Here is a 23,167-nt window from a genome sequence, read left to right as displayed (position 1 = left end):
TCACTCCTGCCGCTTGGGCAATTTGATGTCAGTGAATCGGTCGGCCAGTGCGGCAACCTTCTTCACGCCCATGGTGCCGATAACAGCGCCAACGGCAGCTGCAAGGCTCGATGGGAGGTTGAAGTATTCGAGCAGCGGGAATGCGCCGGCCGTGATCGCACCACACAGGCAGGACTCGAGCAGGGCCTGTCGCCGTCCGCCGCCGCCATAGATGACGCGCAAGAAAGCGATCCAACACGACAGCGCCGCAGCGTAGAACATCGGGGCGTGCTGACTGAGCCAGGCGGTGATCAGGAGCCAGGTTTCCGGGTTCTTATCTGGCATATGTGGCATCCGGCGTCCTCCCTTGCGGGGAGCGATATAGGTTCGGCTCCAACAGCACTCCCAGCTCGGAGCAATGGGTGTGGTGAAGCCGAAAACGAAAAAGCCCCGCACAGTGGCGAGGCTTATAAAATGAATCATTGCTGTCAGATTTAACGCTTGATGTAGTCGTTATTAAATGAAGGATCAACTTGTCCGGTAAACAGAAACCAAACGGCCCACCCCATGAGGAGAAGAACCGGGAGAAATAAGACTAAAGCAATTGCGTTCTGAGCGATTTGGGGTAATGCCTCACCAGCTCTCACCAAATGAGGTCCCACTAAAATGAGAACAAACAATCCACCAAATAAATACCAAAGGTTCATAGCTGCCTTTCTGAAATGAGTTATCTCGTCACAAAACAAAGCCCAACTCGGTGGCTGGGCTTTGTTTGTCGCCTCTCATAACGCGCAAGATTGACATGATGGGGTTAATTTACGATCAAAGCGCCACTACGGTCAAGCGGCATCTATGAAGATTTCTTCCCGGTCGAATATTTCGGTCGCATGCACCACTGCCTGCTCCTCAAGCCGCTCAAGGCAGCGCGCAATCCCAGTCTTCCAGCGGCGACGAGTCGACTCAGGCTTGCCCTCGAGATCCCAGGTGTTCATGTCATAGAACTCGGCCGGCAGCACGATCATGTCGGTGGATCTCTTCACGTATTGTCCGCGCTCGACCTTCACTTCGGTCTTCCAGCCAGAAGCAATCATCTTGCCGACAGCAGCGTGCTCCAGGTCGTCCCGAAGGCTGCGGCACACCACTTCATGGCCGCCGCGCGGGGCAACCTGCACGCCCTTCAACTTAGGGATTGCCCAGGCAGTCACCGCCTTATAAATGAACAGCTGAGGCGCTGGCGATTGAATCCGACTGATCAGCCGGCCGATTGAATCGACTTTGTTGGCTTTATGGGTCGAGTACTTTGCGACTAAAACATCCCACTGAGCTGGGGCCAGATGACTGTGCAGCAGCGCGTGCAAGCAGCAGTCGTAATCGAACTTATCCCGCACGGAGATGGTACTGCCGGTACCGCCCTGACGACGGTCGGCATCGATCAGCTTCTGCCATGACTGCTTGGTGCTGTTGTCGATGTTGTCGGCGGCCAGTACGCGCACCAGGGTGCCCATCACGTCTTTATAGATGCCCATCGCTCAATCCCCTGTGAAGTTCGATCCGCCGGTACCGCGGCGGTTGTTCTGTTCGTATTGAGCGGCCGGGCCCGACATCAACGGGCCACGCTTCAATTGTTCGATCTGCTGCTCGGCGGCCTGCAGACGGATGCTCAACTGCGTCACCAGCACTTCAAGCGGCAACGCCTCGCCGGTTTCGGCAGTAACCCAGCCAGAGGCGTTGCATTGAATGCAAGCCATCTCGTGGAAGACCTGCTTGACCACCGCTTTTCCCTTGCAAACAGAGCACCTAGCTAAATCGAGCTGGGCGGCGCGGAAGGCCGGGCCGTGACTCTTCTTCATAGAGCCTCCAGCAGTTGAGCATGCAGTTCGTACACATTGGTGCCGCCATTAAACGGACTGTGCTTCACCGATAGGTCCTGGCCATTGCGGGTGGTGATGATCAACCACTTGCCACCATTCAGACTCGGGCTGTAGCACATCGACGTGACATCGTCAGGATTCACGGCGAGGCCTGTGTGCTTTTCGAGCAGAATCATCATTTTTAAACCTCGCCTTTTATGGATTCGTGATTTGGCTAGAGGCCGTGCCGTTCAAGGCCTCGGCGGCATTCTGCGAATTTTCGTTTCTAGCCATGGTCGAGCGGTGAACAAGGCCGAAGCCTTTCCCGTCTAACCACTCGTGCCACTTGTTCAGGGCCTCGCGCTTGAGCAGCTCAGCCGAGGTGTGGATGTAGGTCTGCACGTTGCGGGTCAGCGTGTGGTTCACCAGCATCTCGCCAATAAGGAAGTCGACGCCCAGGTCAGTCCAGCCGGTCCGGGCCACTTTGCGCAGGTCGTGACTGGTCCACTCGCCCTTGCCCAGCCGGGTGAACACGGCACAGGCCTGGCTGTCGCTGATCGGCCCACGGTTGCGCGCCGGGAACATGTAGGCGCCCTTGTAGCCCTTGGCCGATTGCCAATCCCGGTACCGCTCCAGCAGCGCGCACACTTGATGGGTGAGTGGCAGGCGATGCTCGCAGCGGGTCTTGGTGTTCTCGGCGGGGATGAACCACTCGCCGTGCTCACCCAGGGTCAGATGCACCCAGCGAGCCTGGCGCGTTTCTCCGGCGCGGGTACCGTGGCAGAGCATCATCAGGGCCAGCATGCAGTCCTGCGGGTGCTGGTCGAAGTTGTCAGCCAGTTGCCCGATCACCTCTTCCAGCTGGACGGCACGCAGCCGGGAAGGCTTCGGCAGAATGCGGGCCTTGGTGAAGTCGGTGAACTTGAACCCGGCGATTGGGTTCTTGGCGATCAGGCGCAGTTTCTCGGCCTGGCGGAAGGCGACCACCAGCACACCCCACATCAGCCGGACGTAGGACAGCGACATTTCAGCCTGCATCGGCCACATCACCATCTTGTCCAAGGCGGACCGGTCGACCTCGTCCACCAGCAGATCACACAGGCGTGGCTTGAGGTGGCAGGTGATGATGGAGGTGGTGGTGGCTCGGCGTTTCGACGACAGGCTTCGCTCCGTTGATTGACGGACCATGAACCAGTCCAGCAGCTGGCCAACAGTCTGCAAGGTGCCGGCAGCGACCGACGCCTTCGGATCAGCGGCCAGGCGCTCGCGGATCTTCGGCAAAGCGTTGATCAGCCCTTTCACCGGCAGCTCCGGGAAGCCGGCGATCTTTTCCCACTTCTTGCCCACCACCAGGTGCCACGTCCCGCGGTCCCGGTTCTGGTGAAACCGGAAATACACGCCGGGGTAGCGCGCATCACGCATGTCGCGGACATCCGCGTTTCCGGCCTGGCGCCGGATCTCGGTGTCGGTGAAGGTGGTCAGCAGTGTCTGGCTCATGCGGCCACCACGGTGGGAACGAGACGAAGGTAGGCGCGGATCTGCTCCATCGCGTCGAAGTGCCCTCGACAGACGACCGCGAGATAGCCCTGCTCATTCAGGCGCCGAATACAGGCCGCCTGGCTGGCCGATACAGCCGCAGGATCGATGGTGGCTTTGAATTCGATGTAGAGGCCGAAGTAGCCCCCGCGAGCCATTGGCAGGACCAGGTCAGGAATGCCCGCCTTCACACCCTGCTGCTTCAGCTTCATAGCTACCAGCTTGTGACGGTGACCGCCATTGGGAACGTGGTAGATCAGTTCGAACACTTGCGGATAACGCAGCTCGATCTCGGACAGCAACGCGGCCTGCTCTTGGCCTTCTCGGTCGACTGACTTGGCGCGCGCCGGCTTCTGCTTGAACAGCTTCATCTCGGCCGCCTTCATTTGCGGTCACCTTGAGCAATCTTGATCCGGCGCCCGTAGCGGCGAATGCCGCACCAAACGCCGGCGGCCACAATCAGCATGAAGCCAAGCCATAGGTGGATCAAAATGTCGTTCATGCAGCCCCCTTAACGGTAAGTATCCCGGCCCGAATCAAGGCCTCATGTGTTTCAGCGACTGCGCGAAGCATGTCCTGCCAATCCACGTCGCCAGCGCCGCGGCCGTCAATGGCGTCATGGCAGGCGCTGCAGGCGTAAACGGCGACAGTGTCGAAGCCCTTCATGCCCATGCCCTTCTGGCCGCACGGCAGGTGCGCGAGCACAGTCGTAGCTGGGTTGTGATTGCAGGTGCCCGGCATGCGCACGGTGCATTCCTGGCCGTTGGCCGAGGCACGAAGCTTCTTCGAGGTCACGCGCATACCCGCTCTCCAGTCGTGCGATCGATAACTTCGTAGGTACTCGGCCACATCATCTGTCCGAATTTCAGGGCGGCAGATGAGTGTTCGAAAAGCGCCACTGCCCGATCGGGCTTGTCGGTCAGGTCCCACTTGTAACCGCAGCAGTGCACGGCAAAGCGGTACTCGGCTGGATCAGCTGGGGCGAGATGTGGATTAGGCACGTGCACCTCCCAACTTGGCGCGCATTTGGGCCAGTGCGCCCCTTCCAACCTCTGGCGTAACCTTGGCTTCGGCGCGAGCTGGCAGGGCCTTGGGCATCGCCTGGAGCGGCAGACCCGCCAGCAAACGACGTATCGTGATGGTGTAGTTCCGCTCGAACAGTTTGAGGCTGAGCACTGTGTCCAGCTTGTTCAGGCTTTCGAATCCACACTCCTTGGCGGTGTGCCAGACCGCGTCGTGCGACCACTTGCCCTGCCCTGCCATCCCCGGATGTGCGTTACGGCATGCTTCCCGATGAGCGACTGCAAGTGACGGCAAGCCCAACATTTCAGGCGTCGGCTTGCACCACTCGATGAATTTGCCCGGACTTGGGATGAAATCACCAGGCTGCTTTCGAACCTGGGTCATGCCGAAATTGATCTGGCCTTGAGTGCAGATGCCTTCCTCGAGGAACGCCTGAAACCACTGCCGCTTCGATGCTTGGTAGGTTTCTTTGTCTGGCCAGGCTTGGCGCCACGCGGAGCGTATGGACCGCAGTTCCTTGAACAGATCATTGATGGCCGACACCAGCGTGCTGTTGGCTTCACTCGCGACCGGGGCCGCATCGGCGGCGAAGAACTCGCCGGCCTGGGCTTTGTTCCAGAGCCCCTGGGAAATCACGGAGACGTTCTTCATGGCTTCACCCCGTTCTGCCATTCGGTGTCGTCATCATCGAAGTCGGATGCCGGGGCTGGTTTCGGCTTGAACGGCTTCACATTCGAAGCTGCTGCCCGGGCTTTGTCGTTGGCGACCCACTTCACCAACATGCCCACCCATTCAGACTGGGTGTTCACCTGGTGCTGTGGTTCGTAGTGACCGGTGAAAGCGACGCGGACTTCCTCGGTGAACAGGTCAAGCGACAACCCGCGGTGCAAGGCGTAGGTTTTCAAAAGCGTTTCATCCGGCACCCAGTCGAGGGTCATTTCGCTGGGCATGCGAGGATCGACGGGCGCCTGCGCAGAGAGAGGTCTTTTATTCTTCTCTACATCTTCTTTAGGTAACGCACTGCTAACGCTCGCAGCGTTACTTTTGCCGTTACTCGCCTTGTGATTTGCCACCCGTTTTGCCGTGAGGAGCCTGTTTTTAGCGGTCTTCCCGTTATGGCGCTCGAAATGCGGAAGACTGATCACGCCGTCAAGTTCGATCATCCAAGCGACCGACTTCATGTGTTCGCAGAAACCGACAACGCCGACGAGACGATCTAGTAACTTTTTACTAACGCTCGGAGCGTTACCGCTTTCGGTTTGCTGGTCGAACCAACCCCACACACGCATCAGCTTGCCGACGACTGCGTCGGGGTCGATATCGGCCAAGTCCGCAATCTGGCAGACCTCAGGCTTGTCCAGGGTGGTGAGTTCAAATTTGATCCAGTCGCCGGCCATTACGCGGCCTCCTGCAGTAGTTCAGCGAGACGTGTAAGGCCCTTCGGGGTAACCATCGGGTCGAATGCTGCCCGTTCAATCCCTGTTTCCGGGTCTGGCTTTAAAGCGGTGACCTTGTGAGTCATGTGACCGGTGGTGATGCGTGGCTGATAGGCAACCCAGCGTTTCCCCCCGTGGCGTCGGAATATCCAGCGGTGCTGCTCAAGCCACGCAAACAAGCGCGCCGGGGCCATACCAAGCTGCTTGGCGGCATCGGTGATGCAGATCGCTCCACCTGCGGCGGCGAGTCGCTTGATGGCAGCGACCTTTGGAGCCTGGTCTGAAATCAGGCGCTGGAGCTCACCGTTCTTGTCGGCCAGATCGGCGGCAAAGCGGAGTGCTTCGGGAAGGGATTGAGGAATCGTGACAGCCTGTCGTGACACGTTTTCCAACTCGCCCAAACGTGTCACGACACGATGGCGGAGCGGGATGCTGTAGCCGGTCAGCAGGGTTTCAGTCAGGACGCGATCAAGATGGAATTCGGCGGTGTACCCCCGCCCATCCTTGAACTCCTGGAGATGGCGCAGATCTGCGCCATCATCTGCCAGCGCCTTGCGCATCACGCGGATGTCACGGATGACGTCCTTGTGCTGCTTGCCAGTGAGATCGGAGATCTCTCGGCTCGACATGGTGACCGTATTGCTTGGAGCGGCAATCGTGTTCATAATGACCCCTCAACTGTTGTACGTTTTAAAGAAGCCGGTCTAGCCACCGGCTTTTTTGTGCCTGCGATTCAGGCGGTGTAAGAGTCCGGCGCATCCGTGGTAGCTTCTGGCTTCCACACGAAAAGGCCTCGGAGGCCGGACATATGAGCTTCACGACGAAGAAAATTAACTACGAGAGCGAATGGCGAGATCGCATTGACGCCGTGGTTCACAAAGCACTTCCAGAGGGAACCAGCGTCACCGACCGGGACTACAGAGAGGCTGCTTACAAGGCCTACCCCGGATACTTGCTCTTCTGTTTTTGCGAGAAGTACCGGCAGCAGTACGCCACTCACTGGCAAGCCCTTGATGGGTTTATCCCCGCCCAGCTCCACCTCATTGAGAAGCATCACTGGCTCCCTGAGCAGGCTTTTGCGCTGGATGAAGAGCAGCTTCTTCTGTTGCTTCATCGGGAGTTGACTGATCTTCGACTTCCGCAGCAGGCGTACCAGAAGCTTCTGGACGACTTTGAGTATCTTGATGTTCGAGGCGTGCGCCTGAATCCACCCGAGGATGCGACTCGCGCATAGCCCAATAATCCGCCGCACTCTGATTGGCGTGGCGGATTCGCTTTAGCTCAAGCTCAAGCGCCACGATCTGCTCTGCGGGAGGAAGGCCGGCTGGCCAGATCACGAATGGCTTGCCAGGGAAGTCGATAACTGCAATCCCTTCCAGGATTTGTATGGCAGCCTCAGCCGGCGTGCCGGACACTTGCGATGCAATGGCTTGGATTGCGATTTGACGAATACTCGGTTCAAGCATGGTATTTCTCCTGTTGAAACTCAGGCAGCCTTCAGCGATTCGCGCAGCACGTGCAGCGCGTCGATGGCTTCTTGGATGGCTTTATCGCCCTGGGCTTTTTCGTGCTGACTGATGTGATTGTCCGCAGTGGCGTCGAAGATCAATCGACCCACGTCGCCGCACTCTGCTGACAGGTGACCCAGCGCAGTCAGCAGCGGTTTCGGAGCAGGACGCTCACGCGCCACCAAGTCAAAACCGAATTCGTTAGCCAAGGCCGCCAGCGGACCTTTGTCGCCGGTGTGCAGCAAGATTCCGTACAGATGCTCAATAGTCAGGTGGTGAGCGTCGTTGTCCGGGTTTGCGCGCTGGAGCAGGCTCACATGCGGAACACCCATCTTGGCGCTCAGCGACTTCGCCTCGTTGTCCTTGACCGCGTCGTGGCAGGCCCGCAAGAACTTGTCCATTCGTAAAACCTCGTCTCTGTTTCCGTGGTGGCGTTATGCCAACAAGGCGATCATTCGTTCATCAACTGATCAGGGATGAACCCATGACCTTCTTTTCTTCTTGGCCCCTAATTAGGTGCCAACCCCGCTTGGCCCAATCCCTTGTGTGGCCCCTTATTAGGGGCCGGACCGTTACCTCACGGGAAAAATGGAAACCACGTTTTCTGTCTGCGCCCCTTGTGCGCAATGAGCAGCTAGGCGGCTTCGCGAGGTTGCTTTGTCTGCTGCAAGGCGAGCAGCACTTCGCCGCTCGACTACGCGCTGCTCTGTTATCTGCAAGATCCGGTCGGCCAGCTGGTCCATGCCGATCCCAACCTCGTCAGCCCACCGCTCAAGCTCGTCCTTCTCGTCCTGCGTGTACTGCCCTACTTCCGGTATTGCAGGCATTGGTGCCTCCTCCATGGCCTAATCAGGCGCTGAGTTTCTTGTCGTTGACCTGGGGAATAGCGCCCTGCTCTCGCTTGGCTTTCAAGGCCGCACGAATGAGGTCGCGAACTAATGCGTTTGGCTGAATTTTCATTTCGCGGGCCAGTTCACCCAGCGCCGGAAAGCCGTCTAGCTCGTTGTCATCGATCAAAGGGAAGTAGCCGTAATCCTCTTTGAATCGCAAAGCCGCCAAAGTGAGATCGCGAACCAAGGCGCCCGGCTGAATCTCACGCGCCAGCGCTTCCGCCTTGATAGCGGCGTAGGCGTCGTCATTCAGGCGCGACTTCAGCTGGTGAGTGTTGCGATGCGTCTTGTTGTCGTAGGCCATTGGTTCACTTCCGGGGTCGGTGGTGACGGGGCTGGGTTAGGCGGCAGCTTTTTTAAATTGGGCCTGGCTGGGAAAGGGGCGGACCTCTTCGGCAAAGAAAGAACCGTCAGAGGTCTCGGTGACATAAATGTCACGACCTACACGCAGCGCTTTGTTGAGGGCGCCCTGAGTTAGCCCGAGCAGCTCTGCTGCTTTGGTTTGGCCGCGCTTTCTCGCGAATTCTTTGATGTGGACTCTGCTCATGGCTCTTCTCCATGGTTGCTCATAAGCAGAATATTACCTTTGGCATTTCTCTTGTGCAATGCCAATGGCATTTGTTTGAATATTACCGATGGGAATAAGATCGCGGCATGAGCAAGAAGCCCCTACCGCAAGACAAAAAAGACGAATGCCTCCGATTGAAGGCAATCTTTAACTCAAAGAAATCCGATCTCGGATTGACTCAGGAAAAACTGGCGCACGCGCTGGATATGAACCAAAGCTCGGTCAGCCACTACCTCAATGGAGTAAACCCATTGAATGCATCTGTGGCCGCCTCTTTTGCCAAAATTCTTCAGGTCGATGTCTCTGAATTCAGTGAGCGCCTGGCAGAAGAAATGGAAAAAATTGCCCAGGCCGTAGACAGAGAGCCTCGCGACCTCGGCTCTCCTAGCGAAAAAGATTACGCTCTCATTCCCCAGTTCAGAGCCAAAGGCTCCTGTGGCGACGGCTACCTAAACGAACACGTCCAACTGACTGAAGGCCTGGTATTCAAGCGGGATTGGCTGAAGCGCATGAATGCGAAGCCTGAGAATCTATTCGTCATGTATGCACATGGCGACAGCATGGAGCCGTACATCTTTGAGGGTGATGTCGTGCTGTTTGACACGTCAGAGACAGAGCCAAGGGACAAGCAGGTATATGTGATCCGACGCCCGGATGGCGGGAACAGCATTAAGCGACTCATTCAGCAGCTCTCCGGGACATGGGTGATTAGGAGCGACAGCCCCGACAAGGCCGCGAACCCGGACGAACCAGTGTCAGACAGCTCAATTCACACCATGCCGATCCTTGGGCGCGTGATCTGGCGTGGCGGCGGTGTTGGGTAGTCCCGCAGCGGGGATTTTCCCGCCAAGGTAATGGTTAACGCCGTAACTGTTCTCCGGAGAACCATTAGAGCTACGGCGAACTGCCTGCCTGGCACACGGGAGTCCCAGCCGATCTGGAACGAGGACTTATGCATGGCGCACTCACTTAAATACCAGATAGCGGAGACCGTCAGCACCATCGAGATCGAGGTGGGCAAGCTGTTTGATTTGGCCTCAATGCTTGCAGACGCCGGAAGTGAGAGCTTGGCAGTGGATGTCTCGATCCAGGCGCATAAGCTTCTTCAGGTCTCGATAGAGCTGAGAATCGCTGCGGCAGGCTAAATGCCGGACTGGCACGGCGGGAATTGTAGGAGATCACCATGCCCCTCACCAAACCCAACCAAGACCTACGCCGCGAACTTAAGGCGCTTGGATTCAGCCTTGAGCAGGCCGCAGACGAAGTACTGAGAATCACCAAGGACTGCCGGGATGTCGAGGTGGCAGCTGTCCTGAAGCTGATTGCGAAGCTCTATGAGAATGCAGATCGGCTGGCGGCGCTTGCGGATGAGGTGAAGGCCGGGAGGATTGTTCACGATAAAGAGATGAATAGATGGCCAGGCGGGGATATTTAGGAGGGCGATCATGGAGCTCAACAATCTGAAGCAAAACCTTAAGCGCGACGTCCGCGCGAAGGTGGATGACTGATGGATTTTCTCTCGGCCCTCAACGACCTAGTTGATGCGTTATGGATGGGCTCAAACGCATCTAACCGCAAGCGGGTGTTCTCGCCTGGCTTTATTGCACTTTGCGTGGCGATTGCCACCATCGAGTTAGTGGTGTTGAACGGGCTCTATGGGTAGCTTGGGCAATGCTGGCAGGGCTAAGGTGAAGGCGGGAATAGTTGTGAGAGGCAAACCCAAGGCACTTCAATAGACTGCATTGCCAACATAACGGTTGACATTTTTGATGTTTTAGGCAAAATGGTTGACACGACCTATGTCAACCAGGTGCCTAACCATGCCGAGCCTACCGCAAGTTATTGATACCGACCTTTCCTTCGATAAGATGGCAGCGATTTCAAAAGCCATAGCTCTTGGCTACAGAGCTTCGTCGGAAATTATTCGCGGTAATGCTGTCCTTGGAACGAACGCGATGGCGGCCTCCGGCCATATCAAAAGGGCTTGCGTGGATCATTTTCTTTCTGCTGTGCCCGGGTCTGCACCCGAATCAGGCATATCCGCAAGAATGGAAAGCAACAGAAATGGCTCCTCTAAACATATTGTGCTGCGCTCTGGGCGTCTCGTACTGACAGCTCACAACGTCAATAGCTCAAGAACAAAGATGTTGAAAAGCTCGTTGTACAACAGAGTCCTATCCAGTCCAAATATGGATTTGTTTTCTGAGTCTTATGATGACAATGAAAGTGATATTGTTTGCGGGCAATTGCTGCATGGTTCTAAATCGAATCTAGAGTTTATGAGCTTGGTTATTCCCGACGCCAACTGCAAAGTATCACTCTATACACGTCAGATCCCCCTACCCAAGTTTGAAGAAGTTCGCGAAGAAAAAATTGAAGACAACCTCGACAATCTTTTCGAACAACTTACGAAAGAATTTGAACAAAGTAAAAAAGCTCGTTAACTATGAAATTCAACCCTACACGACTAACTGAAGCCCGACAGGCAGCCGGATTTACAATGGCCGCACTCTCTGATCGTATTGGAGTTACTAGGCAGGCTGTATCGATTTTCGAGAAAGGAACCAAGACACCCACGTATGAAAATGTTTCTAAAATTTCTAAGGTGCTAGAGGTCAGTATAGATTTTTTTTACTCTATATCGAAGCCCATCCAAGAAATCACTACCCCATCACACTTCAGAAGCTTTAAGACAACTGCAAAAAAATCACGTACTAAGGCAGTAGTGCAAGAGTCATGGTTTGCTGAGTTTTCTCAAGCGTTGCTAGCTGACATAAATTACCCAGGCGCAAATATCTACAAATCACCAGCGGAAGACTTCACAGAGCTTTCTTGGGACGATATTGAGAAAATCGCACTCGAGGCTAGGAAATTCTGGAAGCTAGGGGCGGGTCCAATTAGCAACATGACCAGGCTGCTGGAAAGCAACGGAATTTTTGTAGCTCAGTTGTCCATGGATCGCCAAACTCAAGCATTTTCTAATTGGCGTGGAAATTTGGCTTATATCATTACTGAAAAGCAAAACAGCAACGCACGCCATAGATTCAATCTGGCACATGAGCTAGGTCATCTAATAATGCATACAGCTGTCTCCGATGAAGACCATGAAGACGATGAACTCGTTCAACTGAAAGAAGATCAGGCAAATTTTTTTGCTGGCGCTTTTCTCTGCCCTCGGCAGTCAATATTGCAGGAGTTCACTTCGTGTTCTCTTGAAGCATTGATTCACCTTAAAAGACGATGGGGCATTTCCATAGCTGCTCTGGCGGTGAGAGCAAGATCGTTAGGGCTTATAACTGAAAATCAAAGCATATACGTATTTAAACAGCTTGCAGTCCTTCCAGGTGGTAGAAAAAGCGAGCCGCTTGATAAAGAAACGCCCAAGGAAACTAGCAAACTCATCAGCGACATGATCGATTTTTTGGAAGCTAAGGGAAAGTTTTCCAAAGATGACATTGCCAGACTAATACCGCTACCCGCCGGTCGTCTTGCCGAAATGTCAGCGAAGCCGGAATCGTATTTCCTGCCTACCGAAGAAGCACCTAATAACGTCATTTCGTTTCAGCTGCGCAAATAGAAAAGTCCGAACCAGCGCTGGGTTGATCGTATCTACCCTGTCACACCTTCGTCACACCTACTCGGCACAATGCAGTCCAGCCAAAGGGATTTGGCTACGTTTACAGAAAGCCCGGCCCAGCGCCGGGTTTTTCGTATCTGCCTTGCGCCGCCGCAGACCCCGTCTACACTGGGTTCAGCTGACGGATCAGCGCCCCTGTGTAAGTGCAAGCTGTTACAGAGAGCCCGCCCGTGCGGGCTTTCTCGTTTCTACGCCCACGCTTGGTGCGTTGCGCTGCATTGCTCCTTTCATAGGTACTTAAGCCCCCTCCGTGGGGGTTTTGTTCCGTCCGCGGCCCAGTGGAGTACAAAGTACTCTCCCCGCCTTGCCTTTTACCCTCGGATAAAATACTGTTCATTTATACAGTTAATTCGAGAATGATCATGGCGAAGGCAAAGAAAGCACCCACCCTTCCTAAACCGCCCTCCCCTTATGAGCTTGTGGGGCTGCGGGTACTGAAGATCATCAACTCGCCCAGCGCCCAAAAGGCAAAGTCCGCAATCCTGACTCGGCTTCCTGAAGAGGCGCCGGAATACTGGGAAGGCGTATTGGAGGAGTTTGGCGAGGCGGATAACGTCACCCTCGACTTCTTGGATGACGGCAGCGTCGAGATATCGTGGGTGACGCCTGACGAAGATTGATCATGGCGAGGAATGAAGCCCCGCTGATGTGCGGGCTTTTTTACCGCTCCCCGCGCCAATGGTGGCGGTACGCCACGAATGGTAAAGTTCGGGCTCTCCTCAACGGATGGAAACCATGAAATACCGTATAGCCGCTACCTTGCCTATGTGCTTCTTGGCGGCATTGCTGAAGCAGGGACAGCAAAGGTCGAGCTCAGTTTTTTGGATCGAATGGAGGGCTTGAAGGCTGCTTGCAGAATTGACAGCACCAGCACCTATAACGAGGCTTTTTTGGTTGGCCGAAACAACGGCCCGACCAGCTCGAAATACGAAAGAGCTTTGAAGGCTGCTTATCGATCCACGCAGGCTTGCGTCGATGAAAACAAGCCAAAGGGTCGAGACTACTACAAGGAAGAGATATCCAAGCGTCCCGAGCTCAAGCCTGCCCTCGCAGCTTTTTACGGATCTTGGTCAGGCTATATAGACTGGCTCAGCAGCCCACATGACGGCCTTGAGGAAAGCGCGGAGAAAACTGCTTATGAAGCCTCTCTAAATCGATTAATTGCGGAAATCGATGCCTTATAGCTGTTTCCCCCACTTTCCCCCTCCAATCCTGAGGCCCGCCAAGCGCGGGCTTTTTTACGACAGAGCGAAATAATATTACCATTGGTATTGACTACAAATAATGCCATTGGTATTGTTCACCCATCGCAACCGGCACCCAATCAGGGGCCAGGTGGGGAAGGGTCGAGAGGCCTGCCGTTCTTTAGTCACACAGCTTCACCTTCGCCGGATAAACACCGGCCTCAGAGTCAAGGCAGCGAGCCGAACGCCTTTAAGTTCGGTACAGGGGCGCCTCACCCCGTGACCAGCAGCGTAGATGGTCCTTGATTAAAGAGTGATGACGGGTGCGATGCCATTCTATGGACTACACCGCGGTCCGCTGTTGGGATCTCAGATCCCCCGAGAAAGAGATTACCGGCCCGCCAAGCGTGGGCCGGACGCTCTCCATAACGCCCTAGGCAGGTCTTTATGGAAAGCGTTTTACTTAGATGAGCCGTAGCTGCCGTGGACCTGATGGGCGCGGATTTTTCGAAATCCTGATATGGCGTGAGCCTTCTCGAGTTTTAGTAGTTTTTCGAGTTGGCTAATCTGAATCATCAAGCCTCTAGGATTTTCAATATTTCCTGAATCTAGGATTGCTTTTAGAGACTTGATTCTCATCTCGATTTTCCTGACCTTGTTGTCTGTGCCGCTAGCGTACTGGCGATCGACCAGAGCCTGAGCCTCGTTTTGCCTGGAAAGCTTTTCAAGTCTTATGCAGCTTTTGCACTCCCAGCTCGGCGGAACGCTGTTGAAGCTTACTGCATACACATTGTGGCACTTACAGCACTCGGCTCTGATTTGAATATCAGAGCATAACTTCGATGGCTTTGCTGTTGGCCTCTTCCTTGGTTCTGATCTTGCAGGTTCCGTGCTTGCCACGGAAAGCCGGTCAAATGCCTTGAGTGCGCCCATATCGTCAGGAGCTTTTTCCAGATAGAAGGCTAGCGCCTCTAGCTTTTGCAGGATGTTCGCTGTGCCGGTTGAAGAGACAGCCTCAACCAAAGCTTTGTAATGAGTACGACCTACATAAACCCCTCTGTAGATCGCACGCTCATCAAGTCGACCGGGTGAGCCAGTTCGGTTTATTTTTCTGTCGTTTGGCGCCTGAGGCGGGACCCTGCTTTCGACCGTCGACACTGATTTTTCGGTACTTCTCAACTCATCGACATCCTTACTACTCATCAGCTCCTTGAGTTGCATCAGTACGGCAAGGTTCTTCGCATCCATGGCATTCGCCTCTGATTTCGACTAGAGCCGAGATTAGCAGCGGCATAACGCCACTACCACCCTCTCGCATAGACAGCTTCACCAATGCGCCCTGGAAGCAAGGCGTATCGGGAAACCAAACAAGGAGCAGGACCATGTTGATACTTACCCGTAAGCCAGGCGAATCCATCCGCATCAACGACAACATCAGCGTGACCGTGCTGAGCATCCAGGGCCGGCAAGTAAAGCTGGGAATCGCTGCCCCAGAGCAGGTCGTAGTGCACCGCGAAGAGATCTACCAGCGCATTCAGGCAGAAAAACGCGGAACTGAAGCCGCCTGATTCCACCAAGAACAACTAGCGCCACGTCTCTGCCGGACGTAAAGCGGCCCAATCAGCAATGGTCCAGCGCCAGATCAAGCATGATGCACAAATGGCATATCGCCATCAAATAGTTCAACTACTATTGCAAGTGCCTGAACAATAAAATCTCCGGGCGCAAGGAGGCAGCATGAGCACCGCTCCGTTTAAATCCCTGCTCGATGAGCAAGTCAAAGACATAAACCGCAAGGTGGCCATCGTCGGTTTCGGTTTACCGTTCAACGAGCTCATCGGCCGGGATCGCGAGTTCTTGGTCGCCAATCTCCCCGCCCAGTTGGCGACGACCATGAAGGGCAAGCGAATTGCAGTGAGGGTTCGGTCATGAGTGGCTGGATCAGGGTCGAAGACGGCCTGCCAAAGCCGAACAAATAGGTACTCGTCTGTCGCGCAGGAAAGTCCAGCTATTCACCCGTTCATGGCCATTCGAAAGAGTCGTGAGCGCGACAAGTGGGAGTATGTGGACGGCGATACCTGCCACACCAGGATCACTCACTGGCCGCCAATATCCGAAATGCCGAAATGACCTCCTACCAAGGCGCGCGGCTGAGCCATCGCTTTTCTGCTCTTCACTGCCTGAAAGCTGGCAAGCGCCTGCTCCGGTCATCTCACCAACTGAATCACGCACCTGAACACGGCGGACCTTCAGGATAACCGTACCCTGAATGGAGCGGAGGCCGGCAAGAACACGCAAACATCACCGACAGCCAGGGCATCCCTCTCACCGGGTACGCGTGGGCACACGCCAGAAGCGGCTTGAGTTGATGGAGTGGAACGGAATCATGGAATTGAACCAACCCCAACAAGCAGAGGATACGGCCATGTGAACTTCAGCTACCTGCGCGGCCCTCATGGCTCCGCAGACCACGTCACGTAGGGTGGCCTTCGTGACGCAAATAAAAGCCCGGTTTCGATCGGGCTTTTTTACGCCTGCCTTTATTCGTCAGCACTCTTCCCTGCGCCCAACGGTAACCAGCAGAAGGCTCGAGTGCTGACGAATAACCGCAACCCACCATAAGGAATCGTCATGAACCAGACCATTCGCCAAAAACAAGCGGTCCTGCAGTTGTTGCGGGCTCGCGTTTCAATGTCCACCTCGGAGATGTTCCAGATGATCGGACGCGAAGAGCCGGTGCGAGCACCACGCTTTAACGTTGTTCCGCTGGGCAATAACAAGTTCGACGTGATCGAACGCGCCACCGGCATCTCCCGCGGTGACCGTGACGGTCACAGCATGGCATGCGATTACGCGAAGCAGCTGGAGAAGAACGCTGACTTCTTCGAAGGGGTCCGGGTGACTACCAGTCGCTTCGGTCGATCCCTCTTCCGCTGGACAGCTGTCTGCGCTGTGGCGCTCGTCGTGCTCGCCTACTGCGGAGCACGGCCATGATCGGTGGCCCACTTCCAGATCCGCGCGCTGCTGCAACGGCTGACATCGAACGAAAGAAAGCCAACTTCTTTAAGGCCGGCGGTCAAGCGTCGATAGCGCCTGGCTACGAGCGCGCTATCCCGCCGGTGCGCTCCGACAAGATCGACCCCGACACCGTCCTCAAGCGGCGCCGGCCTTCGCCTACCCGGGCAGAACGCATCGCGCTGCGGCGGATCACGGAGGAGCTATGAGCAAGCGCAAAGCAAACAACGGTTTCGCCCGCGCCGAACGAAGCTGCCGGTCATTGCTCCGGACCAATCATGTCGCGGTCGTGAACATCGACCCAAGCGGCGCCCAGATCATGGCGAACTGGAAGAGCTGCCGGCAGATCCGGAGCCTGGCGATTGCCAACGCGCTGTTCGACTTCTCCTACCGCTGGACGATCTATCTCAGCGCCATGTGTCGAGACGAGCGCGGCGTTGAGTACGTCAAGTCGGTCGAGATATCGCCGGGGGGCATCTACAAAGTCGAGCGCCTGACGGATGCCATCGAGCATTACTACCTGGAGCTGCGAAACAGCTGCAACACAAACCACCTGGTTGCGTCTGGATGGATCGCTGTTCCTGCGGAGGTATCGCTTGAAGAGGCGGTCGCCGCGAAGCTGTTCTATGCCGCGGGCGCCTGGCATCAGGTTAAGATCGCAGCATGAAGCGCCTCAGCAACCAGGTGCGGCAGCGCCGACGACAGACATGGCTGGATCTACCGGCCCACGGAGTTGAAGAGGCAGGCCATGGCCGAGGAACAGCAGGAGCCGATGGCAGAGTCGGTGACGCAGAAGAAAAAGCGGGCCAAGAAGGCAGAGGAAGATGCCAAGAAAGAATTCGGCCGGTTCACTGTTGAAGGTCGCCGGCGTGTTCCTGCCGGACCTCAAGCGCCTGATGAAAGAACACGGCTTCAACAACCAGCAGGACGTGTATCAAAATCTTCTGCGCAATGTGATCGCCGCGGACTTCGAATCGGCGGCGCAGATGCTCAAGTGTCACGACACCTTTTCTAATTGATGAAGAGGTGTCGCGAGCGTTTCATGATCAGAGTATGGCCGAGCTGGCACGAACCGTGGTGACGAAATCGTTACCGGGAAAACTCTTGCATAATACCCAATGTTACTTCCTAGCACTTGGAGCAGGTAACCGTTTATAGTATCGCTCAACCACATCAGCAGCAAAGCAGTGCGTTTTTAATGAGTCGACAATCTTCCACTTCCTTATTAGTTTTCGTGGAAATTTTTGATTATGGAAACAAAAATTTGCCAACATAATCCGTTCATGCGGATAGAGAGTATCTATAAAAAGCCCTGCATAAGATGTTTGCCATTTCAGCGGCAACGTTGAATTATTAATAAATCTCAAAACCCTTATAGCTCGACTTACAAAAGCTATATGAATATCACGAGCATAAATTTTACTCACATGATCAGCAACTTTCTCTATCTGGAGTCGAGTTGTCAAATCATCGAATTCATTTTTTTTTGCGTACAGCGACACCCCCAACTTTTTAGCAACGGTAAGATCCTTTTCATCGCTAGGAATGCGAAGATGAACCTCGCAGTATGTATCCAGCCTATCAAGCAGCTGGAAAAATGTACTCTCAAACTGCTGGTGAGACATAAACTTAGTGGTTTTGCGAGCCTCACTTGTTTGAATCAAGGTAGTTCTCAACAGCACAATCAAACCTACAAAGCTTAAAACTGGATTCGTTAATCCACCAACAAAATCACCTACCTGACCAAGGTTATTTCTTATTGAAAATTCATCATCGACAAAAAAATAAAACAAAAACAGTATCACCATTGCAAACGTGACTGCCGACATCCCAATCAAGTATGGACTGAATGGTTCCACCCCATGCTCTTCGCTAGCAATTTTCTTTTTAGTTAGAAAAAAGAAATAGATAGCAAAAGCACTTACAAAAACCAAGGCGGCGACCAAGGCTATGATTACCAGCATATACATTCGAGTCAACTCTTGAAAATGGCGAGCGAATGATAGTCACCGTACAAGCATTTTCCAATCCCAAATTGCCACTATGTCGCATCCGGTCACGGAGGCCGGCGCCTACCCGAGGTAAACACTATGCCAATAGCAACAGACACCGCAGAGTTCCTTGAAGAGCTGAACGGCGGCGCATTCGCCAGCCAGATCGGCCACGCCCTTTCCGAAGTCGCCGCCGGCGTTGTGGATCACGGCAAGGTAGGCAAGCTGGTGATCACCCTAGACTTCAGCCAGATCGGCGAATCCAGCCAGGTGAAGATCAAACACAAGCTCGACTACAAGGTGCCGACCAAACGCGGCACCCGCAGCGAGAACACCAGCCTGGACACGCCGATGCATGTCGGCAGCGGCGGCAAGATCTCGCTGTTTGCTGAGAAGCACGACCAAATGTTCACCCGGGACGAGGCGCCCATCCCGCGCCGCACTTGATCCCCCGCAGCCCCCCTTCCCCATAGAGACCTGACGAATGTCCCTGACTAAAGAAGCAATTCAACTGATCACCGATACTGCGCTGGTTGCCACGGCCAAAGCGCTCGATACCGACATGCCTACTGTCGTGATTCCTGAAGGCGCAAAGGTGGTCAATCTGGAAACCTACGGAGCATTCCGCAGCCGCTTCCGTGGCACCTTCTCTACCAACTCCCTGCTGGACTTCGGCAAGTACGTCACCGACCGGGCGGTCGTGGATGCTAAGGGCTTCATCAATCAAGACGAGATGAGCTGCTCGGTACTGTTCAACATCGGCACCGAAGCGGCCCCTGGACATGCTGATGATCGGGCCCTGCTCAAGCTGAAGGCAACAGCCGGTTACCAGGCGGTGCAGGCAATCAGTGGCCGGGCCATGTCGCAGAAAGACATGAGCGATTGGATCGAGGACTGGCACAGCACGCTGTCGGCCGTAGGCGAAGACAACCAGAACATCATTCTGGTAAAAGCCGTTGCAGCGGTGCGCACCATCACGGTGAAGGCATCTTCCGAAAGCGATCACGCCGTCAGCGAAACACGGGCCAGCCGCAGCGCCATGGACTCCATCGAGGCGACCAGCAAAGAAACGCTGCCGACTTCGCTGATCTTCTCGGTAGTACCGTTCGAAGGGCTGCAGCTGCGCGAGATCATCCTGCGCATTTCGGTCATCACCAGCGGTGCACAGCCGGCACTGAAACTGCGCTGGGTTGGTGAAGAGGTCCAGCGCGAAGAGATCGCGCAGGAATTCAAGTCGGTGCTTCAGGACAAGATCGGTGACGCCGCCGCCCTGGCTCTGGGCGCTTTCGATCCGAATTAATCACGCAAGGCCGGGTAACCGGTCACCTTTCTTTCATTTCTCATCGCTGCTACATACCTCCAAGGTGCCACAGTGTTTCGCATAGATGCGTTTCGAAAGGAGCGGAGCACCAATTGTTATTTTTATCCATTCACCCATTATTTTCTCAAGTTCTTCTACAGCCACCACCCCGTCTACAGCGCCGAGCTCTATCTTTTCGGAAAAAAGCTCAAGTCGAGCTAAATTTACTCCAACTGTGCGATGGCGCTCAACCCGTTCAGAGAATCGAAAATATGTCTGCATCCCCGCCAGCACGGTAGTCACCATTCCAATGATGGCAAGTCCGACATAGAACAGATCTGGAGTTTTATCTGGATGGAGCTTAGCTCCAATATAAGCAACCATGGTGGCGGAGGCTGAGAAGCAGATCAAAAGACCTCCCACCCAAGCATTGAGTGTTCCAAAATGATTGGAGGCTTCAAAATGTGCAGCTTTTAGGCAGCGAATACGCCTGCGCCATTTATTCAACAGATCGATATTCGTCATGCCCCCTCCATACCCACAGATAAGAGCCGTTTTAACGCCGGCAATTGAACGCTAGTCCCAAGCCATTGTCCTGTCCAATCCTTATAAGGATTGGGGAACAATTTCCACCCCGACGCGATGTACGAAGTCGCACCGCTATAAACAAAGACGGCACGCCAATCGATAGCTGTTACCTCCGTATTGAATAGTCGACTTTAAAACAGCCGCACCGCTCCGGCGAGGTATCACAATGACCACAGCAATCGACCCGTTCGCCGGCCTCGGCGGATGGAGCACTGGCGCGCATGGAACACGAAATCCGGACCGGCCTCATCGTCACACAGGTGGGCTTGGTGAAGACCGACGATGAAGTGTTTGGTGCCCGCGCCGCCGACATCATCGAGCTTTACCAGCGCTTGCAGCCTGATCAGACAGCCCAGAAAACAAAAGCACTTGTGATGACCGGAATCCGCTGGGGATGAGCACGCCGCTGGCGCTCAAACCACCACCTCGTCTGCGAAACATCGAATCGACGGTCGTACTGAACTGAAAGCAGACTCCCCGAAACGCCGAAGTGGCCACAATCCGGGCAGCTCAGTTCTTTTCCATCAAGATCTGACTCAACTTTTAAAGCATCGACCCCGCAGACCAAGCACTCCATACCGCTCTCCAATTTTAGTTAATTTCTCAACTGTAGCTGATCCCTCTCCACCCACCACCGCCCGGGCATGACCCGGCGAAGGACGCCCCGTGCCCACAGAAAACAGGCCGGAAGATCCATTCGGTCCTAACGGTCGAACCTTCCACATTCATCTGAGCGTGCGCGGCGCGCTACGGGACTTCAGCAAACGCCAGCTTAAAGGTATGTTCCGCTTCGAAGGGGGCCGTGAGTGCACCGCCGATGAAGCGAAAGATCATCTGATCGAGGTGCTGGCCCAGGGCAAAGAGGTTCTTCCATTCGGTCCGCCCTGCAAAGGTTTCGACTTCACCGGCAATGGCTGCCCAGGGCATGACGCGGTGACCGCATGAAGCGCATCTACCTCCGCGGGCCAATAACTGGACTGCCCCGTGTTGCCACGCGTTAGACGTCGACCAGACGAGCTGCCTGGTGAGAATCCATTGTCGGAATTACTCCGGAGCCCTGGTGTTCTCCGATCCACTTCCGAGCCAGTTCCACGTCGAAGCGCCAACTATGGGCTTTCATCAGCACAAGCGCCGCACCGGTGATTCGATAGTATCCGCATTTCGAGCAGGCTCTTTCCAGGTAATCGTCATCAGCATCAATTGCCAAAGCAGGCTCATTGCAAATCAAGCAAGTCATAAACTTCTCCTATTTGCTGATCGCTCAAATGTAGCCGATCTCAGTGAGGTGCCCCATGCCAACACTAAACCGCAAGTCGATTTACCTCAGCGGTCCGATGACCGGACTACCGGGCCTCAACTTCCCCGCCTTCGCCGCAACGACCGCCAACCTGCGCGCCGACGGCCACACCGTAACCAACCCCGCCGAGCTAAACCTTGATGGCGGTTCCTGGAACGACTGTATGCGCCGCGACATCGCCGCCCTGATGTACTGCGACACGGTGGCCACGCTCCCGGGCTGGGAGCATTCAAAGGGCGCCCGCCTCGAAGTGCTGATCGCTGAACGCCTCGGTATGACGGTTGTGAATGCCCATGATCTGGTATCGATGGAGATTGCATGATGAGCGAAGTGAAGCGTTACGGGCACATCAGCTACCCGGTGAAAGCCACCCCGCAGATTTTGCAGCTGTACCCGGCCATGAAGGTCTATGCGCCGGCCTCGGACTTCGACCGCGTTACCGCCGAGCGTGACGCCCTGCAGCTGCGCCTGAACGAAGCGGACCAGAGGCTCGATAATCTGACCGCCAACCACCTCGGCGACTCAGTTTGCAAGGGGGCAATTGCTTTAGGCACTGCTTGTGGCAAGTGCACTCGCTGTCTCGCTGAACAAATCTCGACGGTGTCTGGCACGGGCGAAGTCAAGTTCGCCATCATGATCGACGAGGCGAACGTCCACTACGGCTGGACCTTCCAGCGCCATCCCGATGGCATGTGGGTGTCAGGTCGCAAAGCAACTGAAGTCGAGATGCACGCCGCCCGCACCCACGCAAGTATCACCCACCAGCTTTAACTCCCTCCCCCTTCAAAGTCAGCCGCTATAGCGGCAAAGGAAGCATATGTCTGGGGATTGGCTATTCACCGTAGAATGCAACGCTGGGCGAGTATCCTCTTGGATACTTGCTGTAGTCGTAAGTGCCGTAATAATCGACTGGCACGCGCGAACCAAAAAAAACATTCAAAGACGCTTCTCGTTTTGATCCTGTGACGTCAAAAGCGTACGCAATCCTCGCTAAAACTTTGTCAAACTCAGAGCAAAGTCCTCTCGAATAATCACCTCCGCGAATCAGGAAAGGAGATTCCAGCAGATTGCTTGGCTGCAAAATTATGTGGGTTGTGAACCCCCCAGAGTAATCTTCTGCCCAGCAAAATCCACGTTTGATAACTAGCGCACTTATCTGACCCGTTCGATGACGAGAAACCAAACTCTCGCGCTTAGCTGGGTCGTATGGAACATCAAGGATCTCCTGCACTAGGACACCGTCTAATTCAACGTACTCGGCATACCTGACTTTATAGTCATCAGAAACATCCCTATATCGAATTCCCGACATTCGCTTACTTCCTCATTCCATTTACTAAAAAATAGCACACCCCTCAGCAAAAT

40 protein-coding genes are annotated in these 23,167 nt (G+C 54.9%); 20 read left to right on the top strand and 20 right to left on the bottom strand.

The genetic code is table 11. The features are described 5' to 3' along the window. The 15 genes from F8N96_RS03855 to F8N96_RS03775 all read right to left on the bottom strand — a co-directional run bounded on the left by F8N96_RS03855 (position 1) and on the right by F8N96_RS03775 (position 8,769). Positions 1–333 carry a phage holin, lambda family gene (locus F8N96_RS03855; protein ID WP_150796644.1) on the bottom strand — a complete coding sequence of 111 codons (333 nt, stop codon included), beginning with the start codon at positions 331–333 and terminating at the stop codon, positions 1–3. Between the two features lie 485 nt (positions 334–818). After that, positions 819–1,505, bottom strand: a complete 687-nt coding sequence (locus F8N96_RS03850) for a hypothetical protein (RefSeq protein WP_150796643.1) — start codon at positions 1,503–1,505, stop codon at positions 819–821. A 3-nt stretch (positions 1,506–1,508) separates the two neighbouring features. After that, the gene (locus tag F8N96_RS03845; RefSeq protein ID WP_150796642.1) at positions 1,509–1,829 is read right to left on the bottom strand and encodes a hypothetical protein; all 321 of its coding nucleotides are present in this window, start codon (positions 1,827–1,829) and stop codon (positions 1,509–1,511) included. Further along, positions 1,826–2,026, bottom strand: a complete 201-nt coding sequence (locus tag F8N96_RS03840) for a hypothetical protein (RefSeq protein ID WP_191635329.1) — start codon at positions 2,024–2,026, stop codon at positions 1,826–1,828. The genes F8N96_RS03845 and F8N96_RS03840 overlap by 4 nt, the downstream gene beginning before the upstream one ends. Positions 2,027–2,045: 19 nt before the next feature. After that, positions 2,046–3,326, bottom strand: a complete 1,281-nt coding sequence (locus F8N96_RS03835; protein WP_150796640.1) for a tyrosine-type recombinase/integrase — start codon at positions 3,324–3,326, stop codon at positions 2,046–2,048. After that, positions 3,323–3,751: a VRR-NUC domain-containing protein gene (locus F8N96_RS03830; protein WP_150796639.1), complete on the bottom strand. Its 429-nt coding sequence runs from the start codon at positions 3,749–3,751 to the stop codon at positions 3,323–3,325. The genes F8N96_RS03835 and F8N96_RS03830 overlap by 4 nt, the downstream gene beginning before the upstream one ends. A 112-nt stretch (positions 3,752–3,863) precedes the next feature. Beyond that, positions 3,864–4,166, bottom strand: coding sequence for a nuclease domain-containing protein (locus tag F8N96_RS03825; RefSeq protein ID WP_150796638.1), 303 nt, complete (start codon positions 4,164–4,166; stop codon positions 3,864–3,866). A gap of 192 nt (positions 4,167–4,358) precedes the next feature. Beyond that, a complete protein-coding gene (locus F8N96_RS03815; protein WP_150796636.1) occupies positions 4,359–5,039 on the bottom strand; it encodes a replication protein P in 681 nt (226 codons plus the stop codon). Then, complete coding sequence (locus F8N96_RS03810) at positions 5,036–5,785, bottom strand: DnaT-like ssDNA-binding domain-containing protein (protein WP_150796635.1); 750 nt, start codon at positions 5,783–5,785, stop codon at positions 5,036–5,038. Before F8N96_RS03810 ends, F8N96_RS03815 begins: the two co-directional genes overlap by 4 nt. Next, positions 5,785–6,489: a phage antirepressor KilAC domain-containing protein gene (locus F8N96_RS03805; RefSeq protein ID WP_150796634.1), complete on the bottom strand. Its 705-nt coding sequence runs from the start codon at positions 6,487–6,489 to the stop codon at positions 5,785–5,787. The genes F8N96_RS03810 and F8N96_RS03805 overlap by 1 nt, the downstream gene beginning before the upstream one ends. Before the next feature lie 68 nt (positions 6,490–6,557). Beyond that, positions 6,558–6,878, bottom strand: a complete 321-nt coding sequence (locus tag F8N96_RS03800; protein WP_150796633.1) for a hypothetical protein — start codon at positions 6,876–6,878, stop codon at positions 6,558–6,560. Further along, the gene (locus F8N96_RS03795) at positions 6,865–7,290 is read right to left on the bottom strand and encodes a hypothetical protein (RefSeq protein WP_150796632.1); all 426 of its coding nucleotides are present in this window, start codon (positions 7,288–7,290) and stop codon (positions 6,865–6,867) included. The genes F8N96_RS03800 and F8N96_RS03795 overlap by 14 nt, the downstream gene beginning before the upstream one ends. Before the next feature lie 20 nt (positions 7,291–7,310). Then, positions 7,311–7,733, bottom strand: a complete 423-nt coding sequence (locus F8N96_RS03790; RefSeq protein ID WP_150796631.1) for a phage regulatory CII family protein — start codon at positions 7,731–7,733, stop codon at positions 7,311–7,313. Positions 7,734–8,181: 448 nt separating this feature from the next. Then, on the bottom strand, positions 8,182–8,526 hold the full coding sequence (locus F8N96_RS03780; RefSeq protein ID WP_150796629.1) for a hypothetical protein: 345 nt from the start codon (positions 8,524–8,526) through the stop codon (positions 8,182–8,184). Between the two features lie 36 nt (positions 8,527–8,562). Continuing rightward, complete coding sequence (locus F8N96_RS03775) at positions 8,563–8,769, bottom strand: Cro/CI family transcriptional regulator (RefSeq protein WP_150796628.1); 207 nt, start codon at positions 8,767–8,769, stop codon at positions 8,563–8,565. 107 nt (positions 8,770–8,876) lie between these two features. On the opposite strand from F8N96_RS03775, the gene F8N96_RS03770 reads away from it, so the two are divergent. From F8N96_RS03770 to F8N96_RS03740, 8 genes are all read left to right on the top strand, one after another. Further along, positions 8,877–9,614 (top strand): helix-turn-helix transcriptional regulator, encoded by a 738-nt coding sequence (locus F8N96_RS03770; RefSeq protein ID WP_150796627.1) that lies wholly within the window; start codon positions 8,877–8,879, stop codon positions 9,612–9,614. A 132-nt stretch (positions 9,615–9,746) separates the two neighbouring features. Next, positions 9,747–9,935: a hypothetical protein gene (locus tag F8N96_RS03765; protein ID WP_150796626.1), complete on the top strand. Its 189-nt coding sequence runs from the start codon at positions 9,747–9,749 to the stop codon at positions 9,933–9,935. 38 nt (positions 9,936–9,973) lie between these two features. Next, entirely contained in the window at positions 9,974–10,225 is a 252-nt protein-coding gene (locus tag F8N96_RS03760; protein WP_150796625.1) for a hypothetical protein, read from the top strand. Positions 10,226–10,297: 72 nt separating this feature from the next. Continuing rightward, the gene (locus F8N96_RS35000; protein ID WP_191635328.1) at positions 10,298–10,453 is read left to right on the top strand and encodes a hypothetical protein; all 156 of its coding nucleotides are present in this window, start codon (positions 10,298–10,300) and stop codon (positions 10,451–10,453) included. A gap of 157 nt (positions 10,454–10,610) precedes the next feature. Continuing rightward, positions 10,611–11,234 (top strand): hypothetical protein, encoded by a 624-nt coding sequence (locus tag F8N96_RS03755; RefSeq protein ID WP_150796624.1) that lies wholly within the window; start codon positions 10,611–10,613, stop codon positions 11,232–11,234. Positions 11,235–11,236: 2 nt separating this feature from the next. After that, complete coding sequence (locus tag F8N96_RS03750; protein ID WP_150796623.1) at positions 11,237–12,367, top strand: helix-turn-helix domain-containing protein; 1,131 nt, start codon at positions 11,237–11,239, stop codon at positions 12,365–12,367. Between the two features lie 422 nt (positions 12,368–12,789). Next, a complete protein-coding gene (locus F8N96_RS03745; protein ID WP_150796622.1) occupies positions 12,790–13,047 on the top strand; it encodes a DUF1654 domain-containing protein in 258 nt (85 codons plus the stop codon). A 78-nt stretch (positions 13,048–13,125) separates the two neighbouring features. Next, complete coding sequence (locus F8N96_RS03740; protein ID WP_150796621.1) at positions 13,126–13,611, top strand: hypothetical protein; 486 nt, start codon at positions 13,126–13,128, stop codon at positions 13,609–13,611. 459 nt (positions 13,612–14,070) lie between these two features. On the opposite strand, the gene F8N96_RS03735 is transcribed toward F8N96_RS03740, so the two are convergent. After that, positions 14,071–14,859, bottom strand: a complete 789-nt coding sequence (locus F8N96_RS03735) for a hypothetical protein (protein WP_150796620.1) — start codon at positions 14,857–14,859, stop codon at positions 14,071–14,073. A gap of 134 nt (positions 14,860–14,993) precedes the next feature. Between F8N96_RS03735 and csrA the strand changes: the two genes are divergently transcribed. The 6 genes from csrA (at position 14,994) to F8N96_RS35750 (ending at position 17,645) form a co-directional block, all read left to right on the top strand. Continuing rightward, on the top strand, positions 14,994–15,179 hold the full coding sequence (gene csrA / locus F8N96_RS03730) for a carbon storage regulator CsrA (protein WP_150796619.1): 186 nt from the start codon (positions 14,994–14,996) through the stop codon (positions 15,177–15,179). A gap of 169 nt (positions 15,180–15,348) precedes the next feature. Further along, positions 15,349–15,543 carry a hypothetical protein gene (locus F8N96_RS03725; RefSeq protein ID WP_150796618.1) on the top strand — a complete coding sequence of 65 codons (195 nt, stop codon included), beginning with the start codon at positions 15,349–15,351 and terminating at the stop codon, positions 15,541–15,543. A 699-nt stretch (positions 15,544–16,242) separates the two neighbouring features. After that, positions 16,243–16,605 (top strand): hypothetical protein, encoded by a 363-nt coding sequence (locus tag F8N96_RS03720; protein WP_150796617.1) that lies wholly within the window; start codon positions 16,243–16,245, stop codon positions 16,603–16,605. Next, on the top strand, positions 16,602–16,835 hold the full coding sequence (locus F8N96_RS03715; protein ID WP_150796616.1) for a hypothetical protein: 234 nt from the start codon (positions 16,602–16,604) through the stop codon (positions 16,833–16,835). The genes F8N96_RS03720 and F8N96_RS03715 overlap by 4 nt, the downstream gene beginning before the upstream one ends. Beyond that, positions 16,832–17,293, top strand: coding sequence for a hypothetical protein (locus tag F8N96_RS03710; protein ID WP_150796615.1), 462 nt, complete (start codon positions 16,832–16,834; stop codon positions 17,291–17,293). Before F8N96_RS03715 ends, F8N96_RS03710 begins: the two co-directional genes overlap by 4 nt. A gap of 157 nt (positions 17,294–17,450) precedes the next feature. Beyond that, positions 17,451–17,645 carry a hypothetical protein gene (locus F8N96_RS35750; protein ID WP_318187363.1) on the top strand — a complete coding sequence of 65 codons (195 nt, stop codon included), beginning with the start codon at positions 17,451–17,453 and terminating at the stop codon, positions 17,643–17,645. A gap of 102 nt (positions 17,646–17,747) precedes the next feature. On the opposite strand, the gene F8N96_RS03700 is transcribed toward F8N96_RS35750, so the two are convergent. Further along, the gene (locus tag F8N96_RS03700; RefSeq protein ID WP_150796614.1) at positions 17,748–18,596 is read right to left on the bottom strand and encodes a hypothetical protein; all 849 of its coding nucleotides are present in this window, start codon (positions 18,594–18,596) and stop codon (positions 17,748–17,750) included. Positions 18,597–18,716: 120 nt separating this feature from the next. Here F8N96_RS03700 and F8N96_RS03695 point away from each other — a divergent pair, with 120 nt between their 5' ends. Both F8N96_RS03695 and F8N96_RS03690 read left to right on the top strand, forming a co-directional pair. After that, positions 18,717–19,064, top strand: a complete 348-nt coding sequence (locus tag F8N96_RS03695) for a hypothetical protein (RefSeq protein WP_150748789.1) — start codon at positions 18,717–18,719, stop codon at positions 19,062–19,064. Positions 19,065–19,101: 37 nt separating this feature from the next. Then, the gene (locus tag F8N96_RS03690; protein ID WP_150796613.1) at positions 19,102–19,917 is read left to right on the top strand and encodes a YfdQ family protein; all 816 of its coding nucleotides are present in this window, start codon (positions 19,102–19,104) and stop codon (positions 19,915–19,917) included. Positions 19,918–19,950: 33 nt separating this feature from the next. Here F8N96_RS03690 and F8N96_RS03685 read toward each other — a convergent pair whose 3' ends face one another. Next, on the bottom strand, positions 19,951–20,442 hold the full coding sequence (locus tag F8N96_RS03685; protein WP_150796612.1) for an SLATT domain-containing protein: 492 nt from the start codon (positions 20,440–20,442) through the stop codon (positions 19,951–19,953). Between the two features lie 284 nt (positions 20,443–20,726). Here F8N96_RS03685 and F8N96_RS35270 point away from each other — a divergent pair, with 284 nt between their 5' ends. Further along, entirely contained in the window at positions 20,727–20,903 is a 177-nt protein-coding gene (locus tag F8N96_RS35270) for a hypothetical protein (protein ID WP_224794073.1), read from the top strand. A 268-nt stretch (positions 20,904–21,171) separates the two neighbouring features. Continuing rightward, the gene (locus tag F8N96_RS03670) at positions 21,172–21,450 is read left to right on the top strand and encodes a hypothetical protein (protein ID WP_150796610.1); all 279 of its coding nucleotides are present in this window, start codon (positions 21,172–21,174) and stop codon (positions 21,448–21,450) included. 52 nt (positions 21,451–21,502) lie between these two features. Here F8N96_RS03670 and F8N96_RS03665 read toward each other — a convergent pair whose 3' ends face one another. After that, positions 21,503–21,742 (bottom strand): hypothetical protein, encoded by a 240-nt coding sequence (locus tag F8N96_RS03665; protein WP_150796609.1) that lies wholly within the window; start codon positions 21,740–21,742, stop codon positions 21,503–21,505. A gap of 55 nt (positions 21,743–21,797) precedes the next feature. Here F8N96_RS03665 and F8N96_RS03660 point away from each other — a divergent pair, with 55 nt between their 5' ends. Together F8N96_RS03660 and F8N96_RS03655 are read left to right on the top strand one after the other, a co-directional pair. Further along, a complete protein-coding gene (locus F8N96_RS03660; protein WP_150796608.1) occupies positions 21,798–22,124 on the top strand; it encodes a DUF4406 domain-containing protein in 327 nt (108 codons plus the stop codon). After that, positions 22,124–22,573, top strand: coding sequence for a hypothetical protein (locus F8N96_RS03655; RefSeq protein WP_150796607.1), 450 nt, complete (start codon positions 22,124–22,126; stop codon positions 22,571–22,573). The genes F8N96_RS03660 and F8N96_RS03655 overlap by 1 nt, the downstream gene beginning before the upstream one ends. 61 nt (positions 22,574–22,634) lie before the next feature. Here F8N96_RS03655 and F8N96_RS03650 read toward each other — a convergent pair whose 3' ends face one another. Next, on the bottom strand, positions 22,635–23,114 hold the full coding sequence (locus F8N96_RS03650) for a hypothetical protein (RefSeq protein WP_150796606.1): 480 nt from the start codon (positions 23,112–23,114) through the stop codon (positions 22,635–22,637). Between the last annotated feature and the right edge of the window lie 53 nt (positions 23,115–23,167).

It is taken from the genome of Pseudomonas fluorescens, assembly GCF_902497855.1.
GTDB lineage: Bacteria > Pseudomonadota > Gammaproteobacteria > Pseudomonadales > Pseudomonadaceae > Aquipseudomonas > Aquipseudomonas fluorescens_BI.
Note: the sequence above shows the minus strand (reverse complement) of the source record. Positions and strands in the feature narration are given on the sequence as shown.